The sequence below is a fragment of the Undibacterium sp. RTI2.2 genome, assembly GCF_035018705.1.
Taxonomy (GTDB): Bacteria; Pseudomonadota; Gammaproteobacteria; order Burkholderiales; family Burkholderiaceae_D; genus Undibacterium.
In genome coordinates this window covers 30,711-57,269 of the sequence record NZ_JASJXN010000016.1, presented here as the reverse complement: position 1 = coordinate 57,269, position 26,559 = coordinate 30,711, and the positions used below count along the sequence as shown (strand labels likewise).

Here is a 26,559-nt window from a genome sequence, read left to right as displayed (position 1 = left end):
AGTATATTTTATTGTCCAAGTAATTACTGGACATCTGGCCATTTATATCAAAATAGATGGGGAGTATATGATTTTTACCACTCAATCCCGGCTTGCGCGACGATGCCATCTTTAAAGGCATGCTTGACGACTTGCATCTCGGTCACGGTATCGGCGACTTCAATTAACTCCGGCAAAGCACCGCGCCCGGTGATGATCACGTGCTGCATTTCTGGACGAGCATCGAGGTCGGCAATCACTTGTTGCACGTCTAGATAATGGTATTTGAGTGCAATATTCAACTCATCTAACAAGACCATATCAATTGCGGGATCACGCAAAAACTCCTGGGCTTTTTTCCAGGCAAGCTGGGCTTTTTCAATATCACGCTCGCGGTTTTGGGTCTCCCAGGTATAGCCTTCTCCCATGGCATGGAAGCTGACTTCCTCTGGAAAACGGCGTAAGAAAATCTCTTCGCCAGTCGACATCGCGCCTTTAATAAATTGCACCACGCCGACTTGCATACCATGCCCCATCGCCCGCATCACCATGCCAAAACCGCTAGAACTTTTGCCCTTGCCATTCCCGGCATTAATCACTACGACGCCAGTCTTACGCTGTGCGGCGTCGATCTTTTGATCCATCAACTCTTTTTTACGCTGCATGCGGCGCAGATGACGGGTGTTGATATTGTCTTCCGGCGTGTTATTTTCTTGATTCATGATTTAGTGTCCGGGTAAAAAAATAGTCTGCTCACCATGCTGTACTAATTCCAGCGGATGACCCAGACAAAGACTGAGTTTGTCGGCGGTCATAACATCATCGACGGCACCAGCCAGCCAGCGTCCGTCACCCATCAACAATAATGCGTGAGTGGCGACCCGATGTGCCAGATTAAGATCATGGCTGACCATCACGACCGCCTTATTTTGCTCCTGACATAAGCGAGAAAATAATTGCATCACGCTGACCTGATGCGCCAAATCCAGCGCATTAGCGGGTTCATCTAACAGCATTAAATTGGCATCTTGCGCCAGTAAAGCAGCGATCGCCACACGTTGCCGCTCGCCACCGGACAAGCTGCGTACATCGCGCTCTGCCATGTCGGCAACATCGAGTGCCTGTAAGGCTTGATGCGCCAATTCCAAATCGCTAGTTGACTCCCAATAATGCGCATCATGATATGGATGGCGGGCACTCAATACGGTTTCGATAGCGCTATAACCAAAGGCATCTATCCTGCCCTGTGGCAGAAAGGAACGTTCTTTTGCTAAGTCTGTGAGCGACCATTGCTGGATTTTTTTATTTTTAATTGCGACATTACCCTGCTCGATGGCACGCATACCTGCCAAGGTACGCAGCAAGGTACTTTTGCCGGCGCCGTTACGTCCGATGATGCACCAGCATTCACCAGTATTGACTTGCCATTGCAACTCCGTTACCAGCGTGCGTTTGCCGACAGACAGATGCAAATCGGTTGTACTTAATAATGTTTGTACTATTTGGAGAGCTGCATTCATCAGCGCACCTGCTTTCTTAACTGATGCAGTTGCAGCAAAAATAGCGGCACGCCAATCATGGCCGTGATCACGCCAACTGGTAATTGCTGGGGCGCGACGACTGTACGTGCCAAGGTATCAGCCAAGACTAAAAAACTACCGCCCGCCAGACTCGCAGCGGGAATCAATAAGCGATGATCTGCGCCCCAGGCAAAGCGGCAGGCATGCGGAATAATCAATCCGACAAATCCAATACTACCGGCGCTGCTGACTGCGCTGGCGGTTAACAAAGCCGCACAGAAAAATAAGGCCTGGCGTAATTTTCCGATATTGATACCCAAGGTCATGGCGTTATCTGCATGCATGGCGGCGACATTGATTGCCCTTGCCATACGCAAGGCAAATAATAAGACGACAATCCAGATCACCCAGGGGAAAACGCGTGCGTCGGCATTGGACAAATCGCCGATCATCCAAAACACCATACCGCGCAAACGGCTATCTGGCGCGATGGACAGCATCAAGGTAATCACGGCACCACAACCAGCCTGAACGATCACTCCCGTCAGTAATAACAATGGCGCACTACCGTCAGAACTGCCACTGCCGCGCAGATCACGATACGCTAAAAGAAACAGCAAAGCCGCGACAGCAATCGCACCACCAAACGCGGCCAAATCGACTAGCCAGCTCATACCGATCAACAACATAACAGTCAATGCGCCAACCGATGCGCCACCAGAAATACCCAGTACGTAAGGATCAGCTAGAGGGTTACGCAGCAGGGCTTGCATCAATACACCGGCCAAAGCCAAGGTCGCGCCGGTAACAAACCCGAGCATCGCACGGCTTAAACGCAGCTCTAATAAAGTCGCTGCAAGGGTTGAAGGCTTGCGGTTCAATAGTTCTAGCAAGCCATGGAATAATTCTGAAAAAGACAGTGAGACTGAGCCAGTCACACAAGCTATAGCGATGCTGGTGAGCGACAAAAAAATTAAAATACCAATGATGCGTGAGGCGCGCCAGGAATTAGGCTGTTTGTTGGTAATCGCTGAGGAAACAATGCCGGAGCCGGAAGAAGTAGCAAGAGTCACGGTCAGCCTTATGGAAGAAATCGACAGGAAAAATCTGTCACAATTTGCCGTGTTGGCATAAGTTGCATATCGAGCTGTACATCAAGCTGCACACCCTATTTAAACTCCTTGCCGATCTTCTGCTAGCAAAAAATGGGCAAGGGAAAATCAATTTATTCCACGCTTAAATTTAACTTAATTTGAGCTGAATGTAGATTTACTTAAAACCGTAATTCACGCCAACAAATACATTAGAACCGGCTGTTGCATAATTTTTAGCGAGTTCATAATCTTTGTTCAGCGCGTTGTTCCAGCGACCAATCACAGACCAGTTGGTAGCGACATCATAAGTGGCGTACAGGTTTAGCAAGCTATAACCGGCTAACACTTTTTTGTTCGCTACATCATCAAAACGCTGGCCAGAGAATAGCGTTTCTACGCCCAATTTGGTTTTACCCAATGCGTATTCAGCTGCCAGACTACCGTGTTGCTTAGCACGGCGCGCCAGACGCAAACCAGTTGTATCATCTTTTGGATCTTGCAAATCCAATGATCCGCGCAATGTCAGATCACCCAGATGAGTAGAGCCGCCTAAAGTTAAACCAGACAAAGTTGCCTTGTTGACGTTATAGGCGCAACCATACTGATGTGTCGATTGTTGGACCGGACAAACATTGGCATACGCCAGTAAATCTGTCACTTTATTGGAGTAATACACGGCGCTGAACTGCGTCATATCATCTTCGTAGAACATCCCGATCTCGGCATTTTTTGCCTGTTCTGGTTTGTTAGTCGCAATGCCATAACTTGGGTAATACAGTTCATTAAACGTCGGTGCACGGAAGCTGGTACCGTAACTTGCATTCACACGCAATGCATTGGTTAAGCGATAGCCGTAAGCGATACTGCCAGTCGCTTTAGAACCGTACTGTGAACTGTCATCGTAACGTACGCTGGCGCTGGCCAGATGAGCATCTTGCTTAAACACATAAGAACCAGCTACCGAATTGGTCTTACGTTTGCCCTCGACTTCTACTGTAGTACCGTTCACTTTTTCTTCGCGGTGCTCATAAACTAATTGTAAAACATCCTTGCCAAGCATGATGTCATTTTGCCAGTTAAAGCTAGTCTGGGTCGTGTCAATCTGGCTTTGACCATAGGAGGCATCGGTAAAACTTTTATCTGCTGTCTGTGCCAGTTGCACAGTGCTGAGCCAGTTAGGCGCGATACGGTTTTTGCTAAACACTGCTAAGGTTTCCAACTTTTGGATGCTGCGGTCATCGTAGCCAGGACCTGCATCAAACTGGGCACTCAAACGACTTTGCAAGAAAGTCAGACCCAACTCATGCCCCTTCATCACTTCATAACCTAAACGACCACTGACGCTGTCTAAGGTGTAGCCATCTTTGTCTGCGTTGTAGGAGTATGGACCTGCGCCTGGCTTGGTTGCCGAGAAACCATCAGCCTCATCATGAGCAGCGTTCAGGGCAAAACTGAAATGATTGTCGGTCGCACCAGAAACACCAGCGGCCAATTTCTTCAAACCGTAGCTACCCAATCCTGCTGACACTGTCGGGGTAATAACAGAGCCACCTTTTTTAGTGAAAATCTGTATCACGCCACCCATTGCATCAGCGCCGTACAGACTGCTTAAAGGGCCGTACACAATTTCGATACGCTCAATTTGCGCCAAAGGAATTGTCGCCCAGGTAGCGCCACCAGTAGTGGAAGAACCGATTCGTATGCCGTCTACTAACACGACGTTTTGAGCATTGCCTGCACCACGGATATACACAGAAGCATTGGTACCTGCGCCGCCGTTTGTCGTGATTTCTACACCACGTTGTTGTTGCAGTAATTCGGCAACAGAGGCCGCGCCCGACTTGGCGATATCAGCAGCAGTAATTACTACGTTATCAGCCAATACGTCTTTAGCTGCCTGCACCTGACGGCCAGCAGTGATAACAACATTTGCGGCGTTGTTAGTGTTATCGGAATTCTGTTGACTCGCATTGGGCTGAACAGCCGATTGAGCAAACACAGAAGAAGAGGAAAAAGCAGCGGCCACAGCAAAGCTGATGGCGAGCGGTTTAAATGCAGAGGTCATGATCACAATTGAAAAGGGGCAAGCAGCCAACGTCCCCGCAGGCTGCATGAATACAAAGCATCATCGGCATTCACCAACGCTCATCAACATCAATGAACTTGATTACGGATGACGCTTCACTTATTCTGGCCGGTATCCGGGCTGACAAGCATCACCTTCCGACCTTCCCATGCCTGAACGACGACATAGTGGTATATGCGAAAGGCTGGCTGTATTGATCAGATCATTGATCTGTTCATTGACATGATTGAGTCAATCTCGATACAGCGCTTATTCACCGTTGCGGGGGCAGCACACGCTTGCAAAAATCAAACTTTGCATTGTGTTTCCCGTTTAACCGCAGACATGGATATGTCTGCGAGCACCAAAACTTCGCCATTCTAAGGCGATAGCGGTTTGGCGGCAAGCGAAAGACTCGGTTCGACGTGGTAACTAGCCGCCGTAAGGACCGGAAAAATATCGCTTCGCGGCGAATCGACGCAGCAATCGACCCACTTTACAGTGGGCTAATTAGATTGATCGCTTACAGTGGATTTGGAAATCCAGGCATCGAGCAAGCGCTGATGCAAATCGGACAGTTCGCTAAACTTCACCCCGACCCGATAAAAATCGCCAGTCAAAATGATATGTTGTATGTGGGCTTTGCAAGGAACTTTAAATTGTTCTTTCTTGGCGAAATCGATGCTAGGTACTTCCATCATGATTTGGTATTCGGCATTGACTTCCAACTTTTCTGGGCACTGTAGCAATACGCCACCCGTCGAAATATTCACGATTTTTGCAGGCATCAATTGCCCGTTTGCCAGCTTGATTACGGCTCGCCAGGTGACATTCACCCTGGGACTTTTACGTAGTTCTATCATTAATACATTCCTTGCTGAGCTGGCATACTTCAGCATTAACAATTCAATTGGTGTGATTTCACCAATTTTAACATTGGACCTAAATGTTACATTCGCCTAGTTGCAATTGTTTGCATTCACCAAAACCTATCGTTTGTGGATAGCTCTCTACCCGTTTTGCTAAAGCAATAAGATCGATTGCAGGCTGATATGCCAACATTAAACGCATCGTACCTGCGTGACATACTACTGCAAGATGCTGTTGTCCTGCATTCATCATTATGTTTTTTGCATCTTGCAGAAAATGTATCACGCGTGCTGCCATCTCTGTTACGTTTTCTGCACCACCAGGCCGGTAATTACTGACATCAGCAGCCCAGGCATCAATCTCTGCGCGCGGAATCTGATCCCAGCTCTTTAATTCCCAATCACCAAAATCCATCTCCATCAAACGTGGGTCGAAAACAGGCGCAGGATGCAAATAATTTGCCAGCAGCGCGCATCGTTGTAAAGGGCTGGAATAGACTGGAATATCCGCAGGTAATGCGGCTCTTAATGCAGGCAATACCAATTCACATTCAACCTCTGAACTAAGGATGTCAGAGCGCCCGTAACAAATACCGGATACGATCTCGGGCTTGGGGTGACGGATCAGATAAAGCTGCATAGACCGAGATAAAACGCGACTTCGGACAATTGCTGCACCGCGCCCAGACAATCACCGGTGTAACCCGCAATCCTGCGCTTGAACAGACGTGCCAGCCACCAACTTGCCAGACACAACAAAATGACGCCTAGCATAAGATTTTTTAACGGCAGCAACTGCACATAAAATAAAGCTAGGGCCGGTAAAAAAACGGTGGCGCAAGCGACTACTAATTCCAACCCCGACATATGCTGCGCTAAGGGCTTTGCTTTCCCTTCCAGCCGCGCATAGTCCATCAAAAAAATCAGGCTGCAAGATGCCAACCGTGATAAGGGATGGGCGACCAATAATGCAGGGATCACATACGACGCAGGCATGCTGGCAAGTACACTCACTTTGGTTAGCAGCAGCATGCCAATACCAATCGCGCCATATGCTCCAACACGTGAGTCCTTCATGATGTCTAATACGCGCTCTGGTGTCATGCCTCCCCCAAAACCATCGCAAACATCGGCAAAACCATCTTCGTGAAAAGCGCCTGTCAACATAATGCCCGCCACGGTCGACAAAATAACCGCCACCGTCTGTGGCAATACCAGAGATGCCAAACCAAACACCGTCGCAGTGACCAAGCCGACCACCCACCCAACTGCCGGAAAATAACGCGATGCCTGATGTAACCACGCCGCCTCAAACCCGACCCAAGACGGAATCGGGATACGCGTAAAAAATTGCAAGGCAATAAAAAAGAGGCGAATTTGATGCATCATTGTTTTAGAGTAGCGTGGCTAATATCAGGATTTTTCGCTGACTTGGGCTGATTCAAACGTCGCCATCTGATTCATAAAATTAACTGCCGCTTGCACTAACGGATACACCAAGGCGGCACCCGTACCCTCACCTAAACGCAAATCCAATTGCAGCAAAGGACGCGCCTCTAATGCGGCCAGCATCTTGGCATGTCCGCTCTCGTCCGAGCAATGGGCGAAGACGCAATAATCGAGAATAGCTGGCTGCAATCTGGCCGCGACCAATAATGCGCTGGTCACAATAAAACCATCAATCAGTAACACCATGCGACGCTCTGCCGCAGCCAGCATGGCACCGACCATCGTTGCAATTTCGAATCCACCAAAGCAGGCCAATACTGCCAAAGGATCACTCTGTTTGCCATGCAATTTAACCGCATCTTCAATCACTTGTTGCTTGCGGCGGATACCTGCTGCATCCAACCCAGTACCAGCACCTACACAATCAGCAACAGGGATGCCCGTCAGTTGATGCATTAAAGCAGCGGCGGACGTGGTGTTGCCTATACCCATTTCGCCAAAACCAAGCACGTTACCAGGCAAAGCAGCGACGATCTCTTGGCCGTTCTTCAGCGCCACCAAACACTGTTCTGCCGACATCGCAGCTTCTTTGGCAAAATTACGCGTGCTGCCAGCGATTTTACGATCCAGCAAACCCGTACGCACGCCAAAGTCATGCTTGACACCGGCATCCACAATATGCAGCGCAATCGCGTTTTGTCGGGCAAACACATTGATCGCCGCACCCTCTGCCAAAAAGTTTTCTACCATCTGCCAGGTGACATCTTGCGGAAACGCGGAGATACCTTCCGCCACCACACCATGATCACCCGCAAATACAATAATCGCCGCCTGAGTCAGCACAGGTTGAGTAGTTTGCTGAATCAATCCGATTTGCCTGGCGAGCCGCTCCAACATACCAAGACTGCCCAAAGGCTTGGTTTTATTGTTGATGCAAGTAGTCAATGCGTCAGATAAAGCGAGATCGTGAGTTGAAGTTATGTGAGGAATATGGGTCATGGTAGACAGTCGCGATAAGTAGGCAAGCTGGTTAAAGATAGGTGATTCTGAATCTGCCTGAAGCAACCCGGCGTGTTGAACTCAGGTTCTGAAAATTTGGCTAATTGGCGAGTTAAGCAACTAAATAGATAAGTAAAAATAGAAAAAACTAGACTTTTTTCTCATAAGTAAATTATATACTCCCATATAGTATATTTTCATTGTCCATATAATATTTGGACGATAGGCACAATTTTAATAAAATTGAGGGGAGTATATGATATTTGTACCACTACACACAGTTATTGAGTCCAAATATCTGCTAAATATAAGCGTGTTGGTCTAGTAGTAATCAATAGTAAAAGCGGTTAAATAAAACCACACCCCAAGTGCCCACCGAGATTAAAAAAGTCAGCAGCACAGCAGCGCTGCCAAAGTCTTTCGCGTTTTTAGACAAGGTATGACGCTCTAGCGATACCCTGTCCACCACTGCCTCGATGGCTGAATTAATCAACTCCACCACCAAGATCAACAGCAAGCTGGCAATCATCATCAGTTTCTCAAACGATGACACCGGCAGCGCCAGTGCGACGACAATACCGATGACTACCAAGACCAGCTCCTGTCGGAATGCATGCTCATTTTTCCAGGCCGATTTAAATCCATCAATCGAATAAAAAAATGCGGAGAAAATACGTTTAAGACCGCTCTTACTTTTAAATTCGCTAACGGCTTGTTCTTGATCGCTCATGAATAATTCCTGAAATGGCAACGGGGCGTTATGGGTGAAAGTTTATGGATTACACAGAAAACAATAGTCGCGCCGATTTTAACAGTACATTGCGACAAGTATTTCGTACATGATGTAAATGTTTGCCGCGCAGACTTGATAAAATGAAAATTCTTTTAGCCTTGTGAGAACCAATCTCAAATGAGATGCTCAAATAGCAGCAAAGCTTAAAATAAACTCTAAGCATCCTTCACCATCCCAAACCAAAACATGGCGATTGCACATAAAATTCCGCAGCACCTGACCACCATCGCCCTTATCCTGGCAGCGCATGCAGCCCTGATACTGCTGATGCGATTTGAATTGGGGCGAGCGCCATTGCAAAGAGATATGGAGCAAGCCGCAGTCACTTATATCGATCTGAATTTCGTTCAGATAAAACCTAAGACACCAGCTAAAACAACGTCGCCAGTCATAGCGAGCAAAGTCACTAACACTAAACTAGCAAATACCAGCAATCCTCCAAAGCCGGCGACAGAAGATATGCGCAAGCCACAGACTACTGCAGCCATCACACCACTAGCCGAGCTTACTTCGGGGGACAAAATAACTACGTCAACTAATGATACGCATGACACACATTTGGATTTAGAAAATATCAGACAAACTGCCAAAGAAGAATATCGCCGTGGCAAGCACAGCGAAATAGAAAAGATGCAGCTAGGTTTTGCGCGTGATCAAAGTGTAGAAAAACAGTTTGGTGAAAAAGTAAAAAAAACCGTGCGGAAAGATTGTCGCAATGCCTTTGCAGGGGCGGGTTTGCTTGCGGTGATTCCAATTGCCTTGAGTACCGTTACTGATGTTGGTTGCAATTGGTGATTATTCGCCTGCGAACAGATCAGAGAACTCCAAAAATCGTTGTCAATTTGCCTCGACTTAGGTCACCAATTAGCTGACTTGCTTTTCACATTATGGTATAAAGAGCTATTGCAATGCACCAACCATAATATGAAAAACGATACGCTCGGCTCAGAAAAAACTGCCATTCAAGTAATAGAACGTCTAGTCTCACTACTAGATGCCTTGTCTCGCTACCAAGACCCGGTAAGTTTAAAAGAACTTGCCATTGTCACTGGTCTGCACCCCTCCACCGCACACCGGATTTTGAATGATCTGGTCACGACGCGTTTTGTAGACCGAGCTGAAGCCGGTTCTTATCGACTGGGCATGCGTCTGTTAGAGCTAGGCAATATAGTCAAAAGTCGTTTAAACGTGCGTGAGGCAGCGCTGGAATTTATGCGTACACTACATCGTCAGACGCACCAGACAGTCAACTTATCTGTGCGCCAAGGCGATCAGATTGTGTACATCGACCGCGCCTTTTCAGAGCGCTCCGGCATGCAGGTGGTACGCGCAATCGGCGGCAGAGCACCCCTGCATTTGACCTCTACGGGCAAATTATTTTTATCCCTGGACGAGCCAAAAGCAATCCGCGCTTACGCTACCCGCACAGGCCTCGCAGGACACAACAAAAACTCCATCACTGATTTACACAAGCTAGAAAAAGAACTTAGTGACGTGCGCGAAAATGGCTATGCACGCGACAATGAAGAGCTAGAGCTAGGAGTACGCTGCATGGCAGCAGGCATACGCGATGATAGTGGCAAGATGATTGCGGGTCTCTCGATTTCCGCACCAGCAGACCGCTTGCAAGAAGAATGGCTAGGCGATCTGATCTCTACCGCAGAGCAGATTTCAGAGACACTGGGTTATGTTGCTACATCAGTCTGACTTCGTAAAAAAAGAACGTCAAAATCAATGAATAGTCTGGAAATAATCTTTACATTAGCGATAGCTGCACTGTTGTGTCTGAATATTTTTGTAAGCATTCGCATTTGGCGGAGTAAGAATTTAGAATTAACACAAAAATACATTCAGTTAGGACTGGTCTGGCTGATACCAATAGCCGGAGCCATATTGTGTAATTATTTTGTACAAGAACCGCATCTGCCTGGCAAAACAAGTTTTACTTCAGAAGAAACTTTATATGATGATATTCAGAGTGCGAGTGCCGATTATTTTACTGACAACCATCATTAAACCAAAAAGCTAATCCAACGTCTCAATATTGGATTAGCTTTTGAATTTTGCCCTATAGCCTGAAATAAACATCAAATAACATCCGCGCAATGACAGCTTAAGTCCTCGCTGCAACCCGCTCTAATCTCGGCAAATAATAATTATCACCGTCGAGTGAAAACAATAAGCGACTGACACGCCCAGTGATCAATTCCCGCTTCACAAAACCGATATAACGCGAATCTTTGCTATTATCGCGATTGTCGCCCAACATCAGATATTGACCCTCAGGCACTTTGACAGGACCAAAAGATCGCATAGCTTGGCGCTCTGGCATGATGATAATGCCGTGCTGTTTATCTCCTACCGTCTCCTGATACACCAGCTGTTTACCGGAATATTCACGAGCTGGTGTCAGATGATTTTCAGCACTATCGAATGCTTCTTTGTAATTGGCTGGCACCCCATTGATGACTAACTGTTCATCATGCATTTCAACTGTATCTCCAGGCACTGCGATCAGGCGTTTGACTAATCTCACACCATCTTGCGGTGAGATAAAAGTAACGATATCACCGCGCTGCGGATCGGCAACTTGCTTGAGTACGACATCGGTAAACGGCAACTTAACGTCGTAGGCCAGGCGATTGCAAATTACTCGGTCACCCTCTACCAGCGTTGGGTACATAGAACTGGAAGGCACCAGATAGAAATCTGCCATCGCACTGCGCACCAGCACCATGCCGAGCATGAACAGGATGAAGCCTTTATTGTCGGCCATTAGTTTTTTGGGATTAAACATCGTCGGACATCTCCAGTTAGATCAATCAAGGCAGCTACATATAGCAAAACACAGCGGAATATAGTTGAACACAGTTGAACTCAATAGACAAAAAAAAGCCCCGAAAGTTCGGGGCTTTTTTTTTAATCGTAAAAACTGAAATTATTTCGCGTTCATCAAGGCAACCGTTGTATCCAACATGCGGTTAGAGAAACCCCATTCGTTGTCATACCAGCTAGACACTTTGACTAAACGACCAGATACTTTAGTCAATGTTTCGTCATAAGTACTAGATGCTGGATTGTGGTTGAAATCGACTGAAACCAATGGCGCTGTGTTGTAATCCAAAATACCTTTTAAGGCACCTTCGGACGCTGCCTTTAATACGGAATTGATTTCTTCTACCGATGTGTCGCGGGCAGCAACAAATGTCAGATCGACAACAGATACATTGATGGTTGGTACGCGCATTGCGTAACCATCCAGTTTGCCGTTCAACTCTGGCAACACCAGTCCAACTGCCGCTGCTGCGCCAGTTTTAGTCGGGATCATGCTCATCGTGGCAGAGCGCGCGCGGCGTAAGTCTTCGTGCATGACATCAGTCAACACCTGATCATTGGTGTAGGCATGGATGGTCGTCATCAAACCGTTGACGATACCGATCGCATCATTCAAAGGCTTCGCCAAAGGTGCTAAGCAATTTGTGGTGCAAGAGGCGTTAGAAATAACGGTATCGGTTGCCTTCAATACGCCGTGGTTCACACCATACACAATCGTTGCGTCAACATCTTTGCCACCAGGTGCAGAGATGATGACTTTTTTCGCGCCGCCGGCCAAATGTGCAGAAGCTTTTTCTTTTGTCGTGAAGAAGCCGGTGCATTCCAGCACGACATCGACATTCAACTCACCCCAAGGGATATTCGCTGGATTACGCTCAGCGAATACCTTGATCTTGTCGCCATTGACGATCATGGTATCGCCTTCGACAGTGACTGTGCCAGGGAACTTGCCGTGGGCAGTGTCGTAACGAGTCAAGTGAGCATTAGATTCTGCATTGCCGAGGTCATTGATCGCTACGATCTGAATCTCATTTTTGAATTTGCCACCTTCGTAGTGGGCACGCAGAATGTTACGACCGATACGGCCATAGCCGTTGATTGCGACGCGAATCGTCATGGTTTTATCTCCAATAAAAACAGTGAAAAATCTTTATAAATCTGTGTAAATTTTTATAAGTTTAAGGTTTACTTCAGGGGTTTACTACAAAACTGGTATGAAGCCTTCATAAAAACCAAGAACACTTTTTTACTTAAATTTAAGGTTCTATGGCCTTAAATTGGCGATCAGTGCAAAGTCGGCGCAACCTCTGCCGAGGTCAAATGCAATTCAGTTAACTCGTTCAAATCTGGCCAGCCATAGGCAACCTCTTGCAGCTCCAGCTCATCCCAGATGAAGTTTTGCTCGATCAAAAATTGACCGCCAAAAGTTTCATAGAACTGGCGTGCTGCCTTGTTACCAGTCAAGACCCAGACCAACATATTCTTTGCACCCATGGCTTGCAAAGTACGCGAGACTTTTTGCAGCATCCGTTGACCGATACCTAAACCTTGATAAGCCGGGCGCAGATAAATCGCAGCTAACTCTGCATGCATTCCCTGCTTTTCTTCCTTCAACAGAATCCCGGAGGCGAACCCAATAATCTCGTCATCCGCAATGGCAACGAATACGCAACGTAGCTCATCAGCCGATGTGTTAAGAATACGAGTCCAGATTGCGGTACTGTCATCAAGCTTCATTTCATCGAGATATTCATCAGGCATGACACCGCGATAAGTAGCACGCCAGCTTTCTATACGTACAGCGGCAATCGCTTGCGCATCGGCGACTGTCGCACGACGCAAGCTGATTTCTTTAATGATGCTGGCATCGCTCATACTTTGCTTACTCACGCTAAAGTCGCTTTCACTTTAGCAACTACGTTTTCTACTGTAAAACCGAAGTATTTAAACAAGACGCTGGCAGGCGCTGATTCACCAAAAGTATCGATGCCGACAACAGCACCTTCCAAGCCGACATATTTGTACCAGAAGTCAGTTACACCAGCTTCGATTGCAATCCGTGGCAAACCTTTGCCGAGAACGCTCGCTTTATACGCTGAGTCCTGACGATCAAAGACATCGGTTGATGGCATAGACACGACGCGTACAGGTATGCCTTGCTTTGCCAGCTCGGCGGCTGATTTCACCGCGAGTTCAATTTCTGAACCAGTGGCAATCAGCACGGCTTTAGCATCGGCAACATCTTGTAATACATAACCACCGCGAGAAACATCGGCAATTTGCTGTGCGCTACGTTCTTGGTAGGGTAAGTTTTGGCGCGAGAAAATCAGCGTCGATGGACCATCGTGGCGCTTCACTGCAAAAGCCCAGGCCGCTGCAGATTCCACTGTGTCGCATGGACGCCAGTTATCCAGATTAGGGATCAAACGCATACTAGAAATGTGCTCAACTGATTGATGCGTAGGACCATCTTCACCCAAACCGATAGAGTCATGTGTAAAGACAAATAAGGTACGGATTTTCATCAGCGCCGCCATGCGGATCGCATTACGGCTGTAATCAGAGAAAGTCAGGAAGGTGGCGCCAAAAGGAATGTAACCGCCGTGCAAAGCGATACCATTCATCATCGCGCTCATACCAAATTCACGCACGCCGTAGTTAATGTGATTACCGGCTTGATTACCGCGTACCGCAACACATTCTTTCCAGTTTGTCAGGTTAGAACCCGTCAAATCAGCAGAACCACCAAGGAATTCTGGCAATGAAGGCGCAAAGGCCTGAATCGCGTTTTGGCTGGCTTTACGGGTAGCGATGTTTTCTTTTTTCTCTACGCAAGAATTAATGGCACTGGCGACGACTTCGTCAAAATTGGCTGGCAATTCACCCTTCATGCGGCGAGTCAGTTCAGCCGCTTTGTGCGGAAACTGCTCTGTGTAGGCAGCAAATTGCGCATTCCACTCGCCTTCCATTTTATTACCACTGGCTTTTGCGTCCCAGGCTGCGTAGATGTCAGCAGGTACCTCAAATGGTGGATATGGCCAATCGATATTGGCGCGAACTGCAGCGATTTCTTTATCGCCCAAGGCAGCACCGTGGACGTTATGCGTGCCTTCCATGTTCGGAGAGCCCTTACCGATCACCGTTTTGCAGCAAATCAGTGTTGGTTTATCAGAGGCCTTGGCAGCAACAATTGCGGCAGACACGGCAGCGGGATTGTGACCATCGACTGCTCTTACAACATTCCAGCCATACGCTTCAAACCGTTTAGGCGTGTCATCGGTGAACCAGCCCTCGACATGACCATCGATAGAAATACCGTTGTCATCCCAAAAAGCAATCAGTTTGTTCAGACGCAAGGTGCCCGCTAAGGAACAGGCCTCGTGAGAAATACCTTCCATCAAACAGCCATCTCCCATAAATACATACGTGTGGTGATCGACGATGTTTAGGCCAGGCTCATTAAATTCCGCCGCCAGCAATTTCTCAGCCAAGGCCATACCAACGCCATTGGTAATCCCTTGTCCTAGCGGACCGGTGGTTGTCTCTACACCAGGTGTGATGTGGACTTCTGGATGCCCCGCAGTTTTAGAATGCAATTGACGAAAATTTTTGATCTCGTCCATGCTGAGATCATAGCCAGTCAAATGCAGTAAAGAATAATGCAACATAGAACCATGGCCGTTCGACAGCAAAAAGCGATCACGGTTGATCCATTGTGGATTGGATGGATTATGGCGATAGTGACCACTCCACAGTGCCACGGCAATATCTGCCATCCCCATAGGCATACCAGGATGGCCAGAATTGGCCTTTTGTACGGCGTCCATAGACAAAGCGCGGATGGCGTTGGCCATTTTAGTAAGCATAGCTGGCTGTATAGATGTGGTCATGGCGATTAGATTGGGCTAAGAGTGTCTGGGAAAATCTTTATAGCTTTAAATACTTAGGTAATGCTTTGTTGAGTCATGCTTTGAACACGACCAGCAGAAAATACTGAGCGAAAAACTACGACGAACAGGCTAGAAATATGCAACAGATTCTGCGAAGTCCGTTATTTTAACAGAGCGGGAGTGGAGAACTATGCGAACTGTCATATTCACCTCTCGCAATTTATTCCTATCAATTTTTACAGTTGATGCCATTAAGGCAATTTTATTATCAGGGAGTTTTGATATGAGTTTATAAAATCATCAACATCAGCCCAAGTTGAACGAATATACAGGCGCATCTTTAACTCGTTGCGATAAGGTAATTTGATCTTTTTCAAACGATCAGTCCAGCTTTAGATGGTTTAAAAAAAATATACTCCCCCATGATTTTATAAAAAATGCCTTAATACCCAATGAATATATGGACACTTAAATATACTAATTGGGAGTATAAATTTAAATCCAATAAGAAAACAAACAAAGCGCGAACAGCAATGATTTAGCAGCAATCCATATAGTGCTTAGCCGCGACCCTTGGAGCGGCCTATCCGCAAAATCTTCCTTTATAAGAAATTTGCACCGTCAGCTTCCCAGTATCACTCCTTGCACAAATCGAAATTAGTAAAGCCTGCCGTATAATCTTTTTCCATGATATGGCGTTTTTCGATACCGTCACACGAATACTCTTTTATACAAATAGAACATGCCTCGCTTCTTTTGCCCTTTACCGCTTACCATCGGCGCCTCGATTGATCTGCCTACAGATGTCGCTCACCATATATTTGTTTTACGACTTTCTGCTGGCGAGAACATTTCTCTGTTTAATGGCGAAGGCGGCAGTTATGTCGCCACCTTGGTGTCCGTTACAAAAAAAAGTGTCACCGCAGAAGTCAAAGTATTTTTACCGGAAGAATGCGAACTACCATTTGCCCTGACTTTGGCGCAGGCTTTGCCGGAAGCATCCAAGATGGATTGGATTATTGAAAAAGCGATTGAACTTGGCGTGACGACCATACAGCCATTGTCATCCCAACGTTGTGTGGTGAGATTATCGGCAGAGCGTGCTGAAAAAAAGCTCGCTCACTGGCAAGGCATTATCGTCGCTGCGGCGGAGCAATGTGGGCGTAATCGCCTGGCTCATTTGTCTCCAGTTATGGATTTGCCTAAATGGCTGGCACAGCAAGATATGCATAAACGCATTTTGTTATCGCCCAGAGCAGATCAATCGCTTGCCGACTGGGCACGTCATCACCCCGCGCAATCAGTCAGCCTGATGATCGGTCCTGAGGGTGGATTTTCTGATGATGAAGAAATGCTGGCGATCAGACAAGGTGTCTTGACCCTGAGTATGGGGCCACGCATCTTACGTACAGAAACCGCAGGTCTGGCGGCGATTGCGACATTAAATGCGGCGTGGGGAGGGATGTAAAGTACTGCGGTGCTGCGATTATTTTTTGTTTGAAATGATTGTTTGAACTTACTCTCTTGAACTAATCTCTCAGGTTAATCGCAGTCAAGCGCTTTTGCAGCAGCTGTTTTTTTAAAATAACGCGCATAGCCGCATGCATTTTCTCCGTACAAATCTAATTTCGTTTTATCGGCACCAGATTCCAGTAAAAATTGGATTGACTGCAACTGATCATATTGCGCAGCAACCATTAATGGGGTAGAACCGCGCGCTTCGCTAAACGGCACATCAATCTCAGCGCCATATTCTCGCAATACACGCATACTGCGCACAGCACCGACATAGGCAGCGTAATGCATGGGCGTCCAGACCTGATTGCTGGCTAATCGCATGTCGGCACCAGCGTCAAGTAAAACACCGACCACTTCAACCGCGTCGCTACTAATCGCATCAAATAAGGCGCTGCGGTTTCCCATTCGGTAACCTGCAGCGCTAATGACAACTGGCGTCACATTGTCAACACGTGCGCCACTCGATAATAATAATTGCACTTTGGCCAAATCTTTTTCTTGCGCAGCCTGCATCAAGCTGGTTAGTCCATCGTTGTCACGCCGATTTGGATCAGCACCCTCAGCAAGCTTTGCCTGTAATTGTGTATATGTCTCGGTTTGTACAGGCGCCATTTCTGAATGCGCCTCGTCACGAGCAGGACCAAACACCGATAACAAAAAGTTGATCAAACTCCATCCAGCAACCGCGACAAAAAATAATAAAAAGATGCGCCCTAACCAAGGATTCATGCGATCAGCGGCATTACGCAAAGACGCAGCCTCCGCTAGCTTTGTCAAATCTAGCTGATCTAGCGGTTTTGATTTGTGCAGCAGGCATTGCCAGTGGATCTTTGAAGACTCGTTCAATGCAAAACCAACCAACAAAGGAAAAACTAAATCACCATCAAATACTCTGACTACTAATTTCCAAATAATTTTTTTGTTCTTACCATCCGCAGCACCTGAGGCTGGCAATTGTGCTGGAAAATCGACCATGAAACTCGTCTGCGAAGTTCCATGCGCAAGCTGCACCTCATCCACGACGAGTGACCACAAGGTTTTAGTGCTGGTATCTTCACCACTGCTGTCTTCATAAAGACACTGGCATTCAATCCTGACCGGATAACTTGCTTGCGGTGTGCGTAACATACCCAAACTTTCACCGAGCGGTGGTATAAAACGTATGCTCGCTTTCCATTCATTCAACCCTATTTCCGGCGCTCTGGTGGTCACTAAAACTGGCTGACCAATGCAGCTTCTGACAAACCATAATTTCACTGCAAAAAGAATCATCCCAATACCAACCAGAGGGAAGATAGCGGCGATGAGGATCAGTGGATTATTGCCAATATGAGATGAGAACAATGCCACCCCAGCGATTGGCCAGGAGAGCAAGTTCCAGAACACGGCAAAGACACCCATTGGCAACGCACCGCTTTGTTCTGGGGCAATGATCAGGCTAGAAAGTGGTACTTGATGTTGTTGAGCGAATTCTACTGTAACAACAGGAATGACAGGTTCAGCCGAAGGCCGCCAGATTTTCCAGAGTGCCCAGCAAGCGCCAATCCCCACAGCAGGGAACAGCGATGCAAACGGCAACAGAAACAATAACCGCATCCAGCGAATTGCGCGGTCATAGACGGCAAACTCAGGATCGTCGGGATCGACCCAGAGCGTGACGGACTGCTCCTGGTCTTTGGCGCGTTGCAATTCTCGATAAATATCACGTTGGTAGTCGCCAATATTATCGTTGCTGTCGCCGCCGATGTTAATGCGCTTGCTGCGGTGACCTAAGGCTTGATAGCTGTAACTAAATTCAGCCTTTACCTGGTAAGTTCTGGTCTCACCGTCGTGCTCTTCCAGGGATAGTTTTTCAATCTGCGCCTGTACTGCCACCAGATTTTGTGCTTTCCACAAACCAATTATCTGCTTAGCCAAAGGGATCGCACCTGCTCCAATACCAGCAGCAGTGAAGCTCACCCCAAATAACACAGCAATCAAACTAAACCCTATTTTTGAAGCGATTGTTTTTATTTTTTTCATGCGGCAAATATAGCAGAGCGCACAATCGCAGCGCCACTGACAGCGTTGCAAAATAGTCTCTCGGCGAGCAATAACCTTGGATGACAAATACCTCCGGAAACTATTCATACAAAGTTCACAATCAGATTAACTTTTTAGTATTAATATGATTGTCGTTTACGTTGTAATGTAATTCATCAACCACCTCAGAAAGGGATCGTATGGGACTTCTGGATTCAGCATTAGGCATGTTGGGCGGCAACTCGGATCAAGGTAATGATCCCAAAGCGATGTTGCTACAAGCTGCGCTTGGTATGCTTACCAATAATCAATCTGCTAACGGACAAAATGGTCAAAGTGATCAAACTGGCTCGTCGGGCTTATCTGGTTTAGTTAGCGCATTTGAAAACGCCGGCCTCGGCAATATCGTCAGCTCATGGATAAGCAATGGTCATAATTTGCCGATCTCTGCAGACCAAATCAAAAGTGCGCTCGGCAATGGCCAGCTAGCGCAATTGGCAGAAGCAGCAGGTTTATCGCACGACGGTGCAGCGGTACATTTGGCGGAAATGTTGCCCGGTCTGGTAGATAAGCTTACGCCCAACGGTGAAGTAGCCACCTCTGATTTTGGTGAGTTGGGAAATATGCTGGAGCAATTTTCCAGCTCATTTTTGAGCAAGGCTTGATGTAGCGCTTTGTTTACACCGAGATTTTTTGGTTTTTTTAAGATGCATAATACCCATTTAAGCGATAGAAATGGTGTTGCGCATTTTTTATGGCAAGTTTGTCCCAAATACCTTAGTTTTCAGATCACGTTAAAGATCAAGCGCGTCGTCTAAACCAACCCGCGAGAGATAGCCGGTCACGCGTTGCGGGTAGCACTTCGTGTTGCATATCAGCCGATAAAAATAGCACCATGCGGCTGCCGAGTGGCGAAATGTCCTCTGTGCACTTATCGATGGGATGCAGTCGTAAAGCACCGCCCTGCTCCGGCAACCAACGATAGTTCAGATAAATTACCACGGATACAATCCGGCGATCATCGTCACGAAACCGGTCCAGATGTTTGAGGTAAGACGCCCCTGGCGCATAAAAAGCAAAGTGGCTCTCATAATCATCCAGCCCCAAATACAATGCTTGGTTTAAAGCAAGCCGCACTGTTTCCATAATTTGCAGATAGCGGTCACACGCTAGCGACTGACCTGCTTTTAGCCATTGGATTTGATCACCGCGAATCTCTGGCCTGATCACTTGCGCAGCACCACGACCGACATTGGCTAATTTTAACGCGCCAATATCTGCCAATGCTTGACATTCCGCCGCCAACGCCAGAGTTAAATTTTCAGACAAAAAAATGTTTTGTTGTGACCAGCCTTGTTTGACTAAGTCTTCAACAATGTTGATTTGATGCGCAATGCTAAGGCGCACAAAATCAGGGAATGAATCACCAAGTGATTCGGCAAACATGGGTGTGCTACTTTCTTGAGAAACATATTATGGAATGGTGCGCAATAAGCTCAGCTAATATGCTGCCTATCAAACGTCAGCGAATAGCCAGAGAGAAATAAGAAATTGTTGAGAATTTTTTAGAATAATTCTGATCAATTCTGTTACACCTGTTAGCAGATCATTAATTCTGAAATATTTTTATAAACAATATTCGTTTTTTTCAATAACTGCATATTTTTTTGGAAATTAATTATTTATTCCATATCAGAAACCGTATATTCATTGCCTCAATCTATAAAAAGTTGAGGTGGCGCAACAAAATTTAACTTTTAGGATCTACTTTCTAGTACAGTTTACCCATGGAATAGATAATATTAAGCAAGTTATATAGTGCTAATAGTTGTATGACACTAAAAGCACGACAAATTAGTATGAATCACTGAGGGCAAACTTGTTGAAAAACGAGGACGCAAAGCCACCGGCCTACAGCGCGAAAGCGCCATGGTAGCGGGGTTGCCAACGAGACGTAAATTACATCTACTGTAAATAAACTGATCGTTGTCACTTTTGGCCCTCGCCTATATTTTTTATATCGGAGCGTTGCAGCCATGAAAAGATCATCCTTTAAACTAAAATCTAATACAAAAAATAGTTCGCTACTGACGATTGGGAGCTTGCTTGTCACGTGCGTAGCAAGCCTGCTCACTGCTTGCGGTGGTGCGAACGACAGCGCATCGACCAATGCGCCCACCAGTGCCCAAAGCTCTATACAAATCGGTCCTTTGGTTGCTACTGGCACTACAACTTTACAAGTCGATGTGCCCAATTTACCTGACGCAGCAGCAATGCAAATTGCGCAGCCAGCGTTTCATCTGGCGCCAGTGCTGCTTAACACGCCTGAGTTTGAGGACAGTGCTGTATCTGCATTGTTAGCGCCTCATACACAAGCGATACCAACAGAATTTAAAAATCTTTCAACACGTCGCTTGACCGTGTCTGCAATGGAGATTGTTAGAGATTTGCATAATCGGAACATGGAAACTCAAACGCAATCACAGCTTCAGTCTACAGTGGATAGCAGCACAGTTAGCCCGGCTGCTGCGACAACTGCGGTATCAACCTATACACCAGCGCAAATTCGCGCAGCCTATGGTTTGCCAGCCATACCAGCGACCACAAATGCGCTGACTCCGGCGCAAGCTGCCCAACTCGGTGCGGGACAAACCATTTATATCGTTGACGCAATGCACGACCCTAATGTCGCCGCGGAACTGACAACATTTAATCAAAAATTTGGCTTGCCCGCTTGTACGACTAAAACGATCTCTGCCACAACGGCACTCCCGCTTGCGACAGCATCGGCCAGTAGCTGCGAATTTGCAGTGGTCTACAACACGGCCAGCGGCACCTTAACGGCGACAGCACCTGCTTATGATTCTGGCTGGGCGACAGAAATCGCTCTCGACGTGCAGTGGGCGCATGCGACAGCACCGCTGGCACGGATTATTTTGATCGAAGCTGTTGATGCTTCACTCAACAGTTTGATCGGTGGCGTGAAATTAGCCAATGCAATGGGGCCGGGCGTGGTCTCAATGAGCTTTGGTGCGACAGAAGGTAATTGGACCGGCTCTGTTGATGCCGCATTTGCTGCCGCGAATATGACATATCTTGCTGCGACAGGTGATTCTGGCGCTGCCGTTGAATGGCCTTCCGTTTCGCCAAATGTGTTGGCGGTTGGCGGTACAAGCTTAAGTTTTTCCGGCACTGGTACGCGCAGTGAGGTGAGTTGGTCTGGCACAGGTGGTGGCACCAGTGCTTATATAGCCACACCAGCTTATCAGTCCAACGCGGTGCCAGGGATGGGAACGGTGGCACGTCGTACAGTTGCCGATGTGTCGTTCAATGCAGATCCCTCTACCGGACAATATGTAGCGATTATTCCTTCAGGCAGTTCTGCTGCGAGTTGGGTCAGTGCTGGTGGTACCAGTTTATCTACCCCGCAGTGGGCTGGCATTATCGCGATCGCCAACGCCTCACGCGCTCTGACTGCGAAATCTGCATTAGGTGGGCCGCATGCAGTTTTATATGGACAAATCTCAACTGTACCCGGCGCTTATGCCAGTGCGTTTGCGGATATCACCAAAGGTTCTGACGGTACTTGCGCCACTTGTAGTGCCAAAATCGGATATGACTCATTGTCTGGTTTAGGCACACCGAATATCAGCAACTTATTAACTAGTTTGTCTGGCGCAAGTATGCCAGTGACTGCGCCGGTAGTGACGCCTGCGAGCATTGCTGGCAAAGTCGGCACGGCATTATCGTTCACGGTATCTGCTACTTCCGCCAACCCATTGACATACAGTTTAAGTGGTGCCCCATCCGGGATGACGATCAGCAATACCGGTGCGGTGACGTGGGCGACGCCAGTACTTGGTACCTACTCAGTATTAGTCACAGTAAAAGATTCTAAAACTGGACTAAGCGGCCAAGCGATCTATACCATCACAATCACTGCCGCGACAACGACTCAAGCGCCCGTAGTCAATGCAACGACTATTTTGGGCAAAGCGGGCACGGCATTGTCGTTTAGCGTGTCGGTCACTGCGTCCAATCCAGTGACTTACACAATGACTGGCGCACCCGCCGGGATGACTATTAGTGTAGCTGGCATCGTGAGCTGGGCAACGCCGATAACAGGCAACTATGCTGTGACTGTGATTGCAAAAGACAGCAAAACCGGATTGAGCGGTCAAGGTATTTTCACCGTAACAATTAGCACGACTAGCGTAAGCGGTCCGGTAATCACAGTGCCAACCATGGTAGGCGTCGCGGGTAAAGCGCTTTCCGGAACGATAGGAATCACAGATCCTGGTGCGACGTCGTTATCCATCACGATCTCTGGTGCACCGATGGGAATGAGTTTTTCTATGAGCGGAATGAACGTGATCGCCGCTTGGGCGAGTCCGGTAACAGGCAGTTATAGTTTGAGCGTGTCCGTTGTTGATTCTGCCGGACGTACTGCAAAAGTAGCGATCCCTATCACTATTAATGCGAAGTAATAGCAAAGGTATAACCTCAGGAAATACTATTACGATATAAGTACAGCGAAAAAACTGCGGATCTTGTTTGATCGTCCTCAGTATTTTCGCTGCTTATACTCTTCAATCTACTAAGTTCAGTCTACCTAAGATTAATATACTCCCCATTATTTTTTAAAAAATTAAGCTACTGCCCAACAAACTTCTGGACAACTTAAATATACATAATGGGAGTATATAAAAACGGCAAAACTTTACACTAGCAAAACTCACCTGCAATGTGAGGAAACAGCCTGCGCTAAATTAAAAATTCAGCGTTTTAACACCTTCAGCCGTACCCAACAAGCAGACATTCGCGCCTTGTTGCGCAAACAAACCGACTGTCACCACACCGACGATATTATTCATAGCCGCCTCCATCGCTACCGGATCGGCAATTTGCAAGCCATGCACGTCGATGATGATATTGCCGTTATCCGTTAGCAAAGGCACGCCATCTTTTAAGCGTAGCCGCGCTTCGCCACCGAGGGCATTAAGCTTGCGAACAACGACGGCTTGCGCCATAGGGATCACTTCGATTGGTAGTGGAAATTTACCCAGCAAATCGACCAGCTTAGAACCATCGGCGATACAGATAAATTTGTCCGCAACTGAAGCAACAATTTTTTCGCGAGTCAGAGCCGCACCGCCACCCTTGATCATTGCACCTTGGGGTGTAATTTCATCCGCACCATCAATATATACCGGCATGGAGGTGACATTATTCAAATCAAATACGCTAATCCCATGACTGCGTAAACGGGCTGCGGTTGCTTCTGACGAGGCGACTGCGCCCTTGATTTTATGTTTGATCTTAGCCAATTCATCAATGAAAAAATTGGCAGTAGAGCCAGTACCGACACCGACAATACTATCTTCTACAACGTACTGAATAGCGGCTTGGGCTACGGCTTGTTTAAGTTCGTCCTGAGTCATGATGCGCATTTCAAAAGTGAAGGAATGGCAGCATTTTAACGGATAGCCCGGCATCGCCAACACGGCATCTGCAAAAACGCTCCAGACGGTTTGCAAGAATTCGGTCTTAGCGCTTTGCGTTAGATATTTGCTCGCGCCCTTATGGCAACGAATTTCAAGTTGCCATAGTAAGCTGCCACATCAGTTGGCAGCAATTAAACTACCAGCGGCGGTTCATCCATCAAGGCAACTTGCTCTCGTAATTCTAAAATCCGGTCTTGCCAATAACGCTGGGTATTGAACCAAGGGAAGGCTTGCTTGAATGCCGGATCATCCCAACGCTGTGCCAGCCAGGCGGAGTAGTGCAACATACGCAAACTCCGCAGCGCCTCAATCAGATGCAACTGACGTGGCTGGAATTCAAAAAAATCTTCATAGCCAAATATGATGTCACTTAGCTGAGCCGTCATCTCTGCTCGCGTGCCTGATAATAATAACCACAAATCCTGTATCGCCGGCCCCATGCGGCTATCGTCAAAATCCACAAAATGCGGACCGGTATCCGTCCACAAAACATTACCGATATGGCAATCGCCGTGCAAACGAATCTGGCTGACATGCCCTGCCCGCTCAAATGCCTGCGCTACGCCGTCCAACACCAATTGCGTGACGCTGGTATAGGCCGCCAATAAATCACGCGGCATGCCGGCATATTCCAATAAATAGGCTCTTGACACATGACCAAAAGTATCGAGGTTTAAGCCAGGTCGGTGCTGATAAGTCTGCTGCGCACCTACCGCATGGATACGTCCGATAAACCGCCCCAGCCACTCCAGCGTTTGCGGCTGATCCAACTCCGGCGCTCGCCCTCCTTGCCTAGGGAAAACCGAAAACCGAAATTCTTGATACTGATGCAGGCTTTGGCCATCCGCAGATACCAAGGCAGGTACGACCGGGATTTCTTGCGCAGCTAATTCACGAACAAACTGATGCTCCTCCAAAATCGCAGCATCGGTCCAGCGTTGCGGGCGATAAAACTTGGCGATCAAGGGCGGCCCGTCCTCCATTCCTAACTGATATACACGGTTTTCATAGCTGTTTAGCGCTAGTAAGCGACCGTCGCATTGAAAACCTGCCGCATGTAAAGCGTCCAGCGCACATTCAGGCGTGAGTCCGGCGAAAGCATGAGTGGTGGCGTCGGAGGATAAGGAGTGATCTGATGCCTCTTCCAGCAAAAAATCAGGCTGGCGATCGTCATCATCATCCAGATCGGGGGTAATTGAATTATTGGGAGAAATTGATGTGCTCATGGCTGGCATTGTACGTTCAAACTCTCCACGAACGAGAGACAAAGCGCTACACTTCCGGTATTTCACCCAATAACAATCAAGAGCACTCTTATGCACCTCGACGAACCCCTCAGCGACAAAGAATTTAACGAACTGGACAAATTTTTGATGTCCGACCGTGTAGGCGACGACGGCATGACCATGGATGCCTTGCATGGCTACCTGACCGCCATTGCCATCGGACCAGAAATGATCCCGATGAACGAATGGTTGCCGCTGGTCTGGGGCTTGCCCGACCAAGCAGAACCAAAGTTTAAAACGCCAAAAGAAATGGAACGCATCACCACGCTGATCGCCCGTTTTATGAATGAAATCCAGATCACATTTGAAGTCGCGCCGCAAGAGTTTGAACCCCTGTTTTGCGTCATGGAGCAAGATGGCAAAGAGTTGATTGATGGCGAAACATGGGCCTGGGGCTTTTGGGAAGGCATGCAATTGCGCGAGGATGAGTGGGAGCCAATCTGGGAATCCGCTATCGCGCCCTTGCTCAATCCTATCTATTTACTCGGCGCAGAAGAGATCGAAGAAGAGGAAGTGAAGCTGGTGGATACGCCGCAAAAATGTCACCTGCTCGCCATCGAACTGGAGGCGGCTATCCCGGAAATCCGCCACTTCTGGGCACCATTACGGAAATCAGGCGTGGCGACAGTCAAGCGTGAGAGTCCGAAAGTAGGTCGCAATGATCCCTGCCCTTGTGGCAGCGGTAAAAAGTTCAAAGCTTGTTGTGGCGCTGAACCGACGATACATTGACCTAGCT

The 26,559-nt window shown here is 47.5% G+C and carries 23 protein-coding genes and 2 riboswitches; of the genes, 6 read left to right on the top strand and 17 right to left on the bottom strand.

Features of this window, described 5'->3' with window-relative positions; all coding sequences use genetic code 11:
- Positions 1–74 precede the first annotated feature (74 nt).
- The 9 genes from cobO to QN395_RS10700 form a co-directional block, all read right to left on the bottom strand.
- Positions 75–701 carry a cob(I)yrinic acid a,c-diamide adenosyltransferase gene (gene cobO / locus QN395_RS10740; RefSeq protein ID WP_323491984.1) on the bottom strand — a complete coding sequence of 209 codons (627 nt, stop codon included), beginning with the start codon at positions 699–701 and terminating at the stop codon, positions 75–77.
- Positions 702–704: 3 nt separating this feature from the next.
- Positions 705–1,499, bottom strand: a complete 795-nt coding sequence (locus QN395_RS10735) for an ABC transporter ATP-binding protein (protein ID WP_323491985.1) — start codon at positions 1,497–1,499, stop codon at positions 705–707.
- Positions 1,499–2,527 carry an iron ABC transporter permease gene (locus QN395_RS10730; protein WP_323492012.1) on the bottom strand — a complete coding sequence of 343 codons (1,029 nt, stop codon included), beginning with the start codon at positions 2,525–2,527 and terminating at the stop codon, positions 1,499–1,501. Before QN395_RS10730 ends, QN395_RS10735 begins: the two co-directional genes overlap by 1 nt.
- 241 nt (positions 2,528–2,768) lie before the next feature.
- Positions 2,769–4,658, bottom strand: a complete 1,890-nt coding sequence (locus QN395_RS10725) for a TonB-dependent receptor domain-containing protein (protein ID WP_323491986.1) — start codon at positions 4,656–4,658, stop codon at positions 2,769–2,771.
- A 109-nt stretch (positions 4,659–4,767) separates the two neighbouring features.
- A riboswitch (cobalamin riboswitch) is annotated at positions 4,768–5,042 on the bottom strand.
- A 122-nt stretch (positions 5,043–5,164) separates the two neighbouring features.
- Positions 5,165–5,521 (bottom strand): PilZ domain-containing protein, encoded by a 357-nt coding sequence (locus QN395_RS10720; protein WP_322118846.1) that lies wholly within the window; start codon positions 5,519–5,521, stop codon positions 5,165–5,167.
- A gap of 79 nt (positions 5,522–5,600) precedes the next feature.
- Complete coding sequence (locus tag QN395_RS10715) at positions 5,601–6,167, bottom strand: histidine phosphatase family protein (RefSeq protein WP_322118845.1); 567 nt, start codon at positions 6,165–6,167, stop codon at positions 5,601–5,603.
- Positions 6,152–6,913: an adenosylcobinamide-GDP ribazoletransferase gene (locus QN395_RS10710; protein WP_322118844.1), complete on the bottom strand. Its 762-nt coding sequence runs from the start codon at positions 6,911–6,913 to the stop codon at positions 6,152–6,154. The genes QN395_RS10715 and QN395_RS10710 overlap by 16 nt, the downstream gene beginning before the upstream one ends.
- A gap of 27 nt (positions 6,914–6,940) precedes the next feature.
- The gene (gene cobT, locus QN395_RS10705; protein ID WP_322118843.1) at positions 6,941–7,975 is read right to left on the bottom strand and encodes a nicotinate-nucleotide--dimethylbenzimidazole phosphoribosyltransferase; all 1,035 of its coding nucleotides are present in this window, start codon (positions 7,973–7,975) and stop codon (positions 6,941–6,943) included.
- A 331-nt stretch (positions 7,976–8,306) separates the two neighbouring features.
- Positions 8,307–8,705: a diacylglycerol kinase gene (locus tag QN395_RS10700; RefSeq protein ID WP_322118842.1), complete on the bottom strand. Its 399-nt coding sequence runs from the start codon at positions 8,703–8,705 to the stop codon at positions 8,307–8,309.
- A 249-nt stretch (positions 8,706–8,954) separates the two neighbouring features.
- Between QN395_RS10700 and QN395_RS10695 the strand changes: the two genes are divergently transcribed.
- Together QN395_RS10695 and QN395_RS10690 are read left to right on the top strand one after the other, a co-directional pair.
- Positions 8,955–9,563: a hypothetical protein gene (locus QN395_RS10695; RefSeq protein WP_322118841.1), complete on the top strand. Its 609-nt coding sequence runs from the start codon at positions 8,955–8,957 to the stop codon at positions 9,561–9,563.
- 129 nt (positions 9,564–9,692) lie between these two features.
- Entirely contained in the window at positions 9,693–10,475 is a 783-nt protein-coding gene (locus tag QN395_RS10690) for an IclR family transcriptional regulator (RefSeq protein WP_322118840.1), read from the top strand.
- Between the two features lie 406 nt (positions 10,476–10,881).
- Here the strand turns inward: QN395_RS10690 and lepB are convergent, their stop codons facing one another.
- The 4 genes from lepB to tkt all read right to left on the bottom strand — a co-directional run bounded on the left by lepB (position 10,882) and on the right by tkt (position 15,493).
- Entirely contained in the window at positions 10,882–11,565 is a 684-nt protein-coding gene (gene lepB / locus QN395_RS10685; protein WP_322118838.1) for a signal peptidase I, read from the bottom strand.
- Between the two features lie 141 nt (positions 11,566–11,706).
- Positions 11,707–12,720 (bottom strand): type I glyceraldehyde-3-phosphate dehydrogenase, encoded by a 1,014-nt coding sequence (gap, locus tag QN395_RS10680; protein ID WP_322118837.1) that lies wholly within the window; start codon positions 12,718–12,720, stop codon positions 11,707–11,709.
- Positions 12,721–12,887: 167 nt separating this feature from the next.
- Entirely contained in the window at positions 12,888–13,493 is a 606-nt protein-coding gene (locus tag QN395_RS10675; RefSeq protein ID WP_322118836.1) for a GNAT family N-acetyltransferase, read from the bottom strand.
- Positions 13,490–15,493, bottom strand: a complete 2,004-nt coding sequence (tkt, locus tag QN395_RS10670) for a transketolase (protein ID WP_322118835.1) — start codon at positions 15,491–15,493, stop codon at positions 13,490–13,492. The genes QN395_RS10675 and tkt overlap by 4 nt, the downstream gene beginning before the upstream one ends.
- Positions 15,494–16,235: 742 nt before the next feature.
- Here tkt and QN395_RS10665 point away from each other — a divergent pair.
- Complete coding sequence (locus tag QN395_RS10665; RefSeq protein ID WP_323491987.1) at positions 16,236–16,961, top strand: 16S rRNA (uracil(1498)-N(3))-methyltransferase; 726 nt, start codon at positions 16,236–16,238, stop codon at positions 16,959–16,961.
- 74 nt (positions 16,962–17,035) lie between these two features.
- On the opposite strand, the gene QN395_RS10660 is transcribed toward QN395_RS10665, so the two are convergent.
- Positions 17,036–19,033, bottom strand: coding sequence for an ankyrin repeat domain-containing protein (locus QN395_RS10660; protein WP_323491988.1), 1,998 nt, complete (start codon positions 19,031–19,033; stop codon positions 17,036–17,038).
- A 200-nt stretch (positions 19,034–19,233) separates the two neighbouring features.
- Here QN395_RS10660 and QN395_RS10655 point away from each other — a divergent pair, with 200 nt between their 5' ends.
- Positions 19,234–19,698, top strand: a complete 465-nt coding sequence (locus QN395_RS10655; RefSeq protein ID WP_323491989.1) for a YidB family protein — start codon at positions 19,234–19,236, stop codon at positions 19,696–19,698.
- Positions 19,699–19,834: 136 nt separating this feature from the next.
- On the opposite strand, the gene QN395_RS10650 is transcribed toward QN395_RS10655, so the two are convergent.
- Complete coding sequence (locus QN395_RS10650; protein WP_322118831.1) at positions 19,835–20,479, bottom strand: 2OG-Fe(II) oxygenase; 645 nt, start codon at positions 20,477–20,479, stop codon at positions 19,835–19,837.
- 416 nt (positions 20,480–20,895) lie between these two features.
- Positions 20,896–20,982, top strand: a riboswitch (cyclic di-GMP riboswitch).
- A gap of 87 nt (positions 20,983–21,069) precedes the next feature.
- Here QN395_RS10650 and QN395_RS10645 point away from each other — a divergent pair.
- On the top strand, positions 21,070–23,520 hold the full coding sequence (locus QN395_RS10645) for a S53 family peptidase (RefSeq protein ID WP_323491990.1): 2,451 nt from the start codon (positions 21,070–21,072) through the stop codon (positions 23,518–23,520).
- A gap of 282 nt (positions 23,521–23,802) precedes the next feature.
- Here the strand turns inward: QN395_RS10645 and rpiA are convergent, their stop codons facing one another.
- Positions 23,803–24,474: a ribose-5-phosphate isomerase RpiA gene (gene rpiA / locus QN395_RS10640; protein ID WP_322121566.1), complete on the bottom strand. Its 672-nt coding sequence runs from the start codon at positions 24,472–24,474 to the stop codon at positions 23,803–23,805.
- A gap of 194 nt (positions 24,475–24,668) precedes the next feature.
- Positions 24,669–25,763: a serine/threonine protein kinase gene (locus QN395_RS10635; protein WP_323491991.1), complete on the bottom strand. Its 1,095-nt coding sequence runs from the start codon at positions 25,761–25,763 to the stop codon at positions 24,669–24,671.
- Positions 25,764–25,853: 90 nt separating this feature from the next.
- On the opposite strand from QN395_RS10635, the gene QN395_RS10630 reads away from it, so the two are divergent.
- On the top strand, positions 25,854–26,552 hold the full coding sequence (locus tag QN395_RS10630; RefSeq protein WP_323491992.1) for a UPF0149 family protein: 699 nt from the start codon (positions 25,854–25,856) through the stop codon (positions 26,550–26,552).
- Positions 26,553–26,559 lie beyond the last annotated feature (7 nt).

Coding starts and splice junctions, on each gene's coding strand:
- cobO (WP_323491984.1), bottom strand. CDS start 701: ATGAATCAAGAAAATAACACGCCGGAAGACAATATCAACACCCGTCAT.
- QN395_RS10735 (WP_323491985.1), bottom strand. CDS start 1,499: ATGAATGCAGCTCTCCAAATAGTACAAACATTATTAAGTACAACCGAT.
- QN395_RS10725 (WP_323491986.1), bottom strand. CDS start 4,658: ATGACCTCTGCATTTAAACCGCTCGCCATCAGCTTTGCTGTGGCCGCT.
- QN395_RS10720 (WP_322118846.1), bottom strand. CDS start 5,521: ATGATAGAACTACGTAAAAGTCCCAGGGTGAATGTCACCTGGCGAGCC.
- QN395_RS10715 (WP_322118845.1), bottom strand. CDS start 6,167: ATGCAGCTTTATCTGATCCGTCACCCCAAGCCCGAGATCGTATCCGGT.
- QN395_RS10710 (WP_322118844.1), bottom strand. CDS start 6,913: ATGCATCAAATTCGCCTCTTTTTTATTGCCTTGCAATTTTTTACGCGT.
- cobT (WP_322118843.1), bottom strand. CDS start 7,975: ATGACCCATATTCCTCACATAACTTCAACTCACGATCTCGCTTTATCT.
- QN395_RS10700 (WP_322118842.1), bottom strand. CDS start 8,705: ATGAGCGATCAAGAACAAGCCGTTAGCGAATTTAAAAGTAAGAGCGGT.
- QN395_RS10695 (WP_322118841.1), top strand. CDS start 8,955: ATGGCGATTGCACATAAAATTCCGCAGCACCTGACCACCATCGCCCTT.
- QN395_RS10690 (WP_322118840.1), top strand. CDS start 9,693: ATGAAAAACGATACGCTCGGCTCAGAAAAAACTGCCATTCAAGTAATA.
- lepB (WP_322118838.1), bottom strand. CDS start 11,565: ATGTTTAATCCCAAAAAACTAATGGCCGACAATAAAGGCTTCATCCTG.
- gap (WP_322118837.1), bottom strand. CDS start 12,720: ATGACGATTCGCGTCGCAATCAACGGCTATGGCCGTATCGGTCGTAAC.
- tkt (WP_322118835.1), bottom strand. CDS start 15,493: ATGACCACATCTATACAGCCAGCTATGCTTACTAAAATGGCCAACGCC.
- QN395_RS10665 (WP_323491987.1), top strand. CDS start 16,236: ATGCCTCGCTTCTTTTGCCCTTTACCGCTTACCATCGGCGCCTCGATT.
- QN395_RS10660 (WP_323491988.1), bottom strand. CDS start 19,033: ATGAAAAAAATAAAAACAATCGCTTCAAAAATAGGGTTTAGTTTGATT.
- QN395_RS10655 (WP_323491989.1), top strand. CDS start 19,234: ATGGGACTTCTGGATTCAGCATTAGGCATGTTGGGCGGCAACTCGGAT.
- QN395_RS10650 (WP_322118831.1), bottom strand. CDS start 20,479: ATGTTTGCCGAATCACTTGGTGATTCATTCCCTGATTTTGTGCGCCTT.
- QN395_RS10645 (WP_323491990.1), top strand. CDS start 21,070: ATGAAAAGATCATCCTTTAAACTAAAATCTAATACAAAAAATAGTTCG.
- rpiA (WP_322121566.1), bottom strand. CDS start 24,474: ATGACTCAGGACGAACTTAAACAAGCCGTAGCCCAAGCCGCTATTCAG.
- QN395_RS10635 (WP_323491991.1), bottom strand. CDS start 25,763: ATGAGCACATCAATTTCTCCCAATAATTCAATTACCCCCGATCTGGAT.
- QN395_RS10630 (WP_323491992.1), top strand. CDS start 25,854: ATGCACCTCGACGAACCCCTCAGCGACAAAGAATTTAACGAACTGGAC.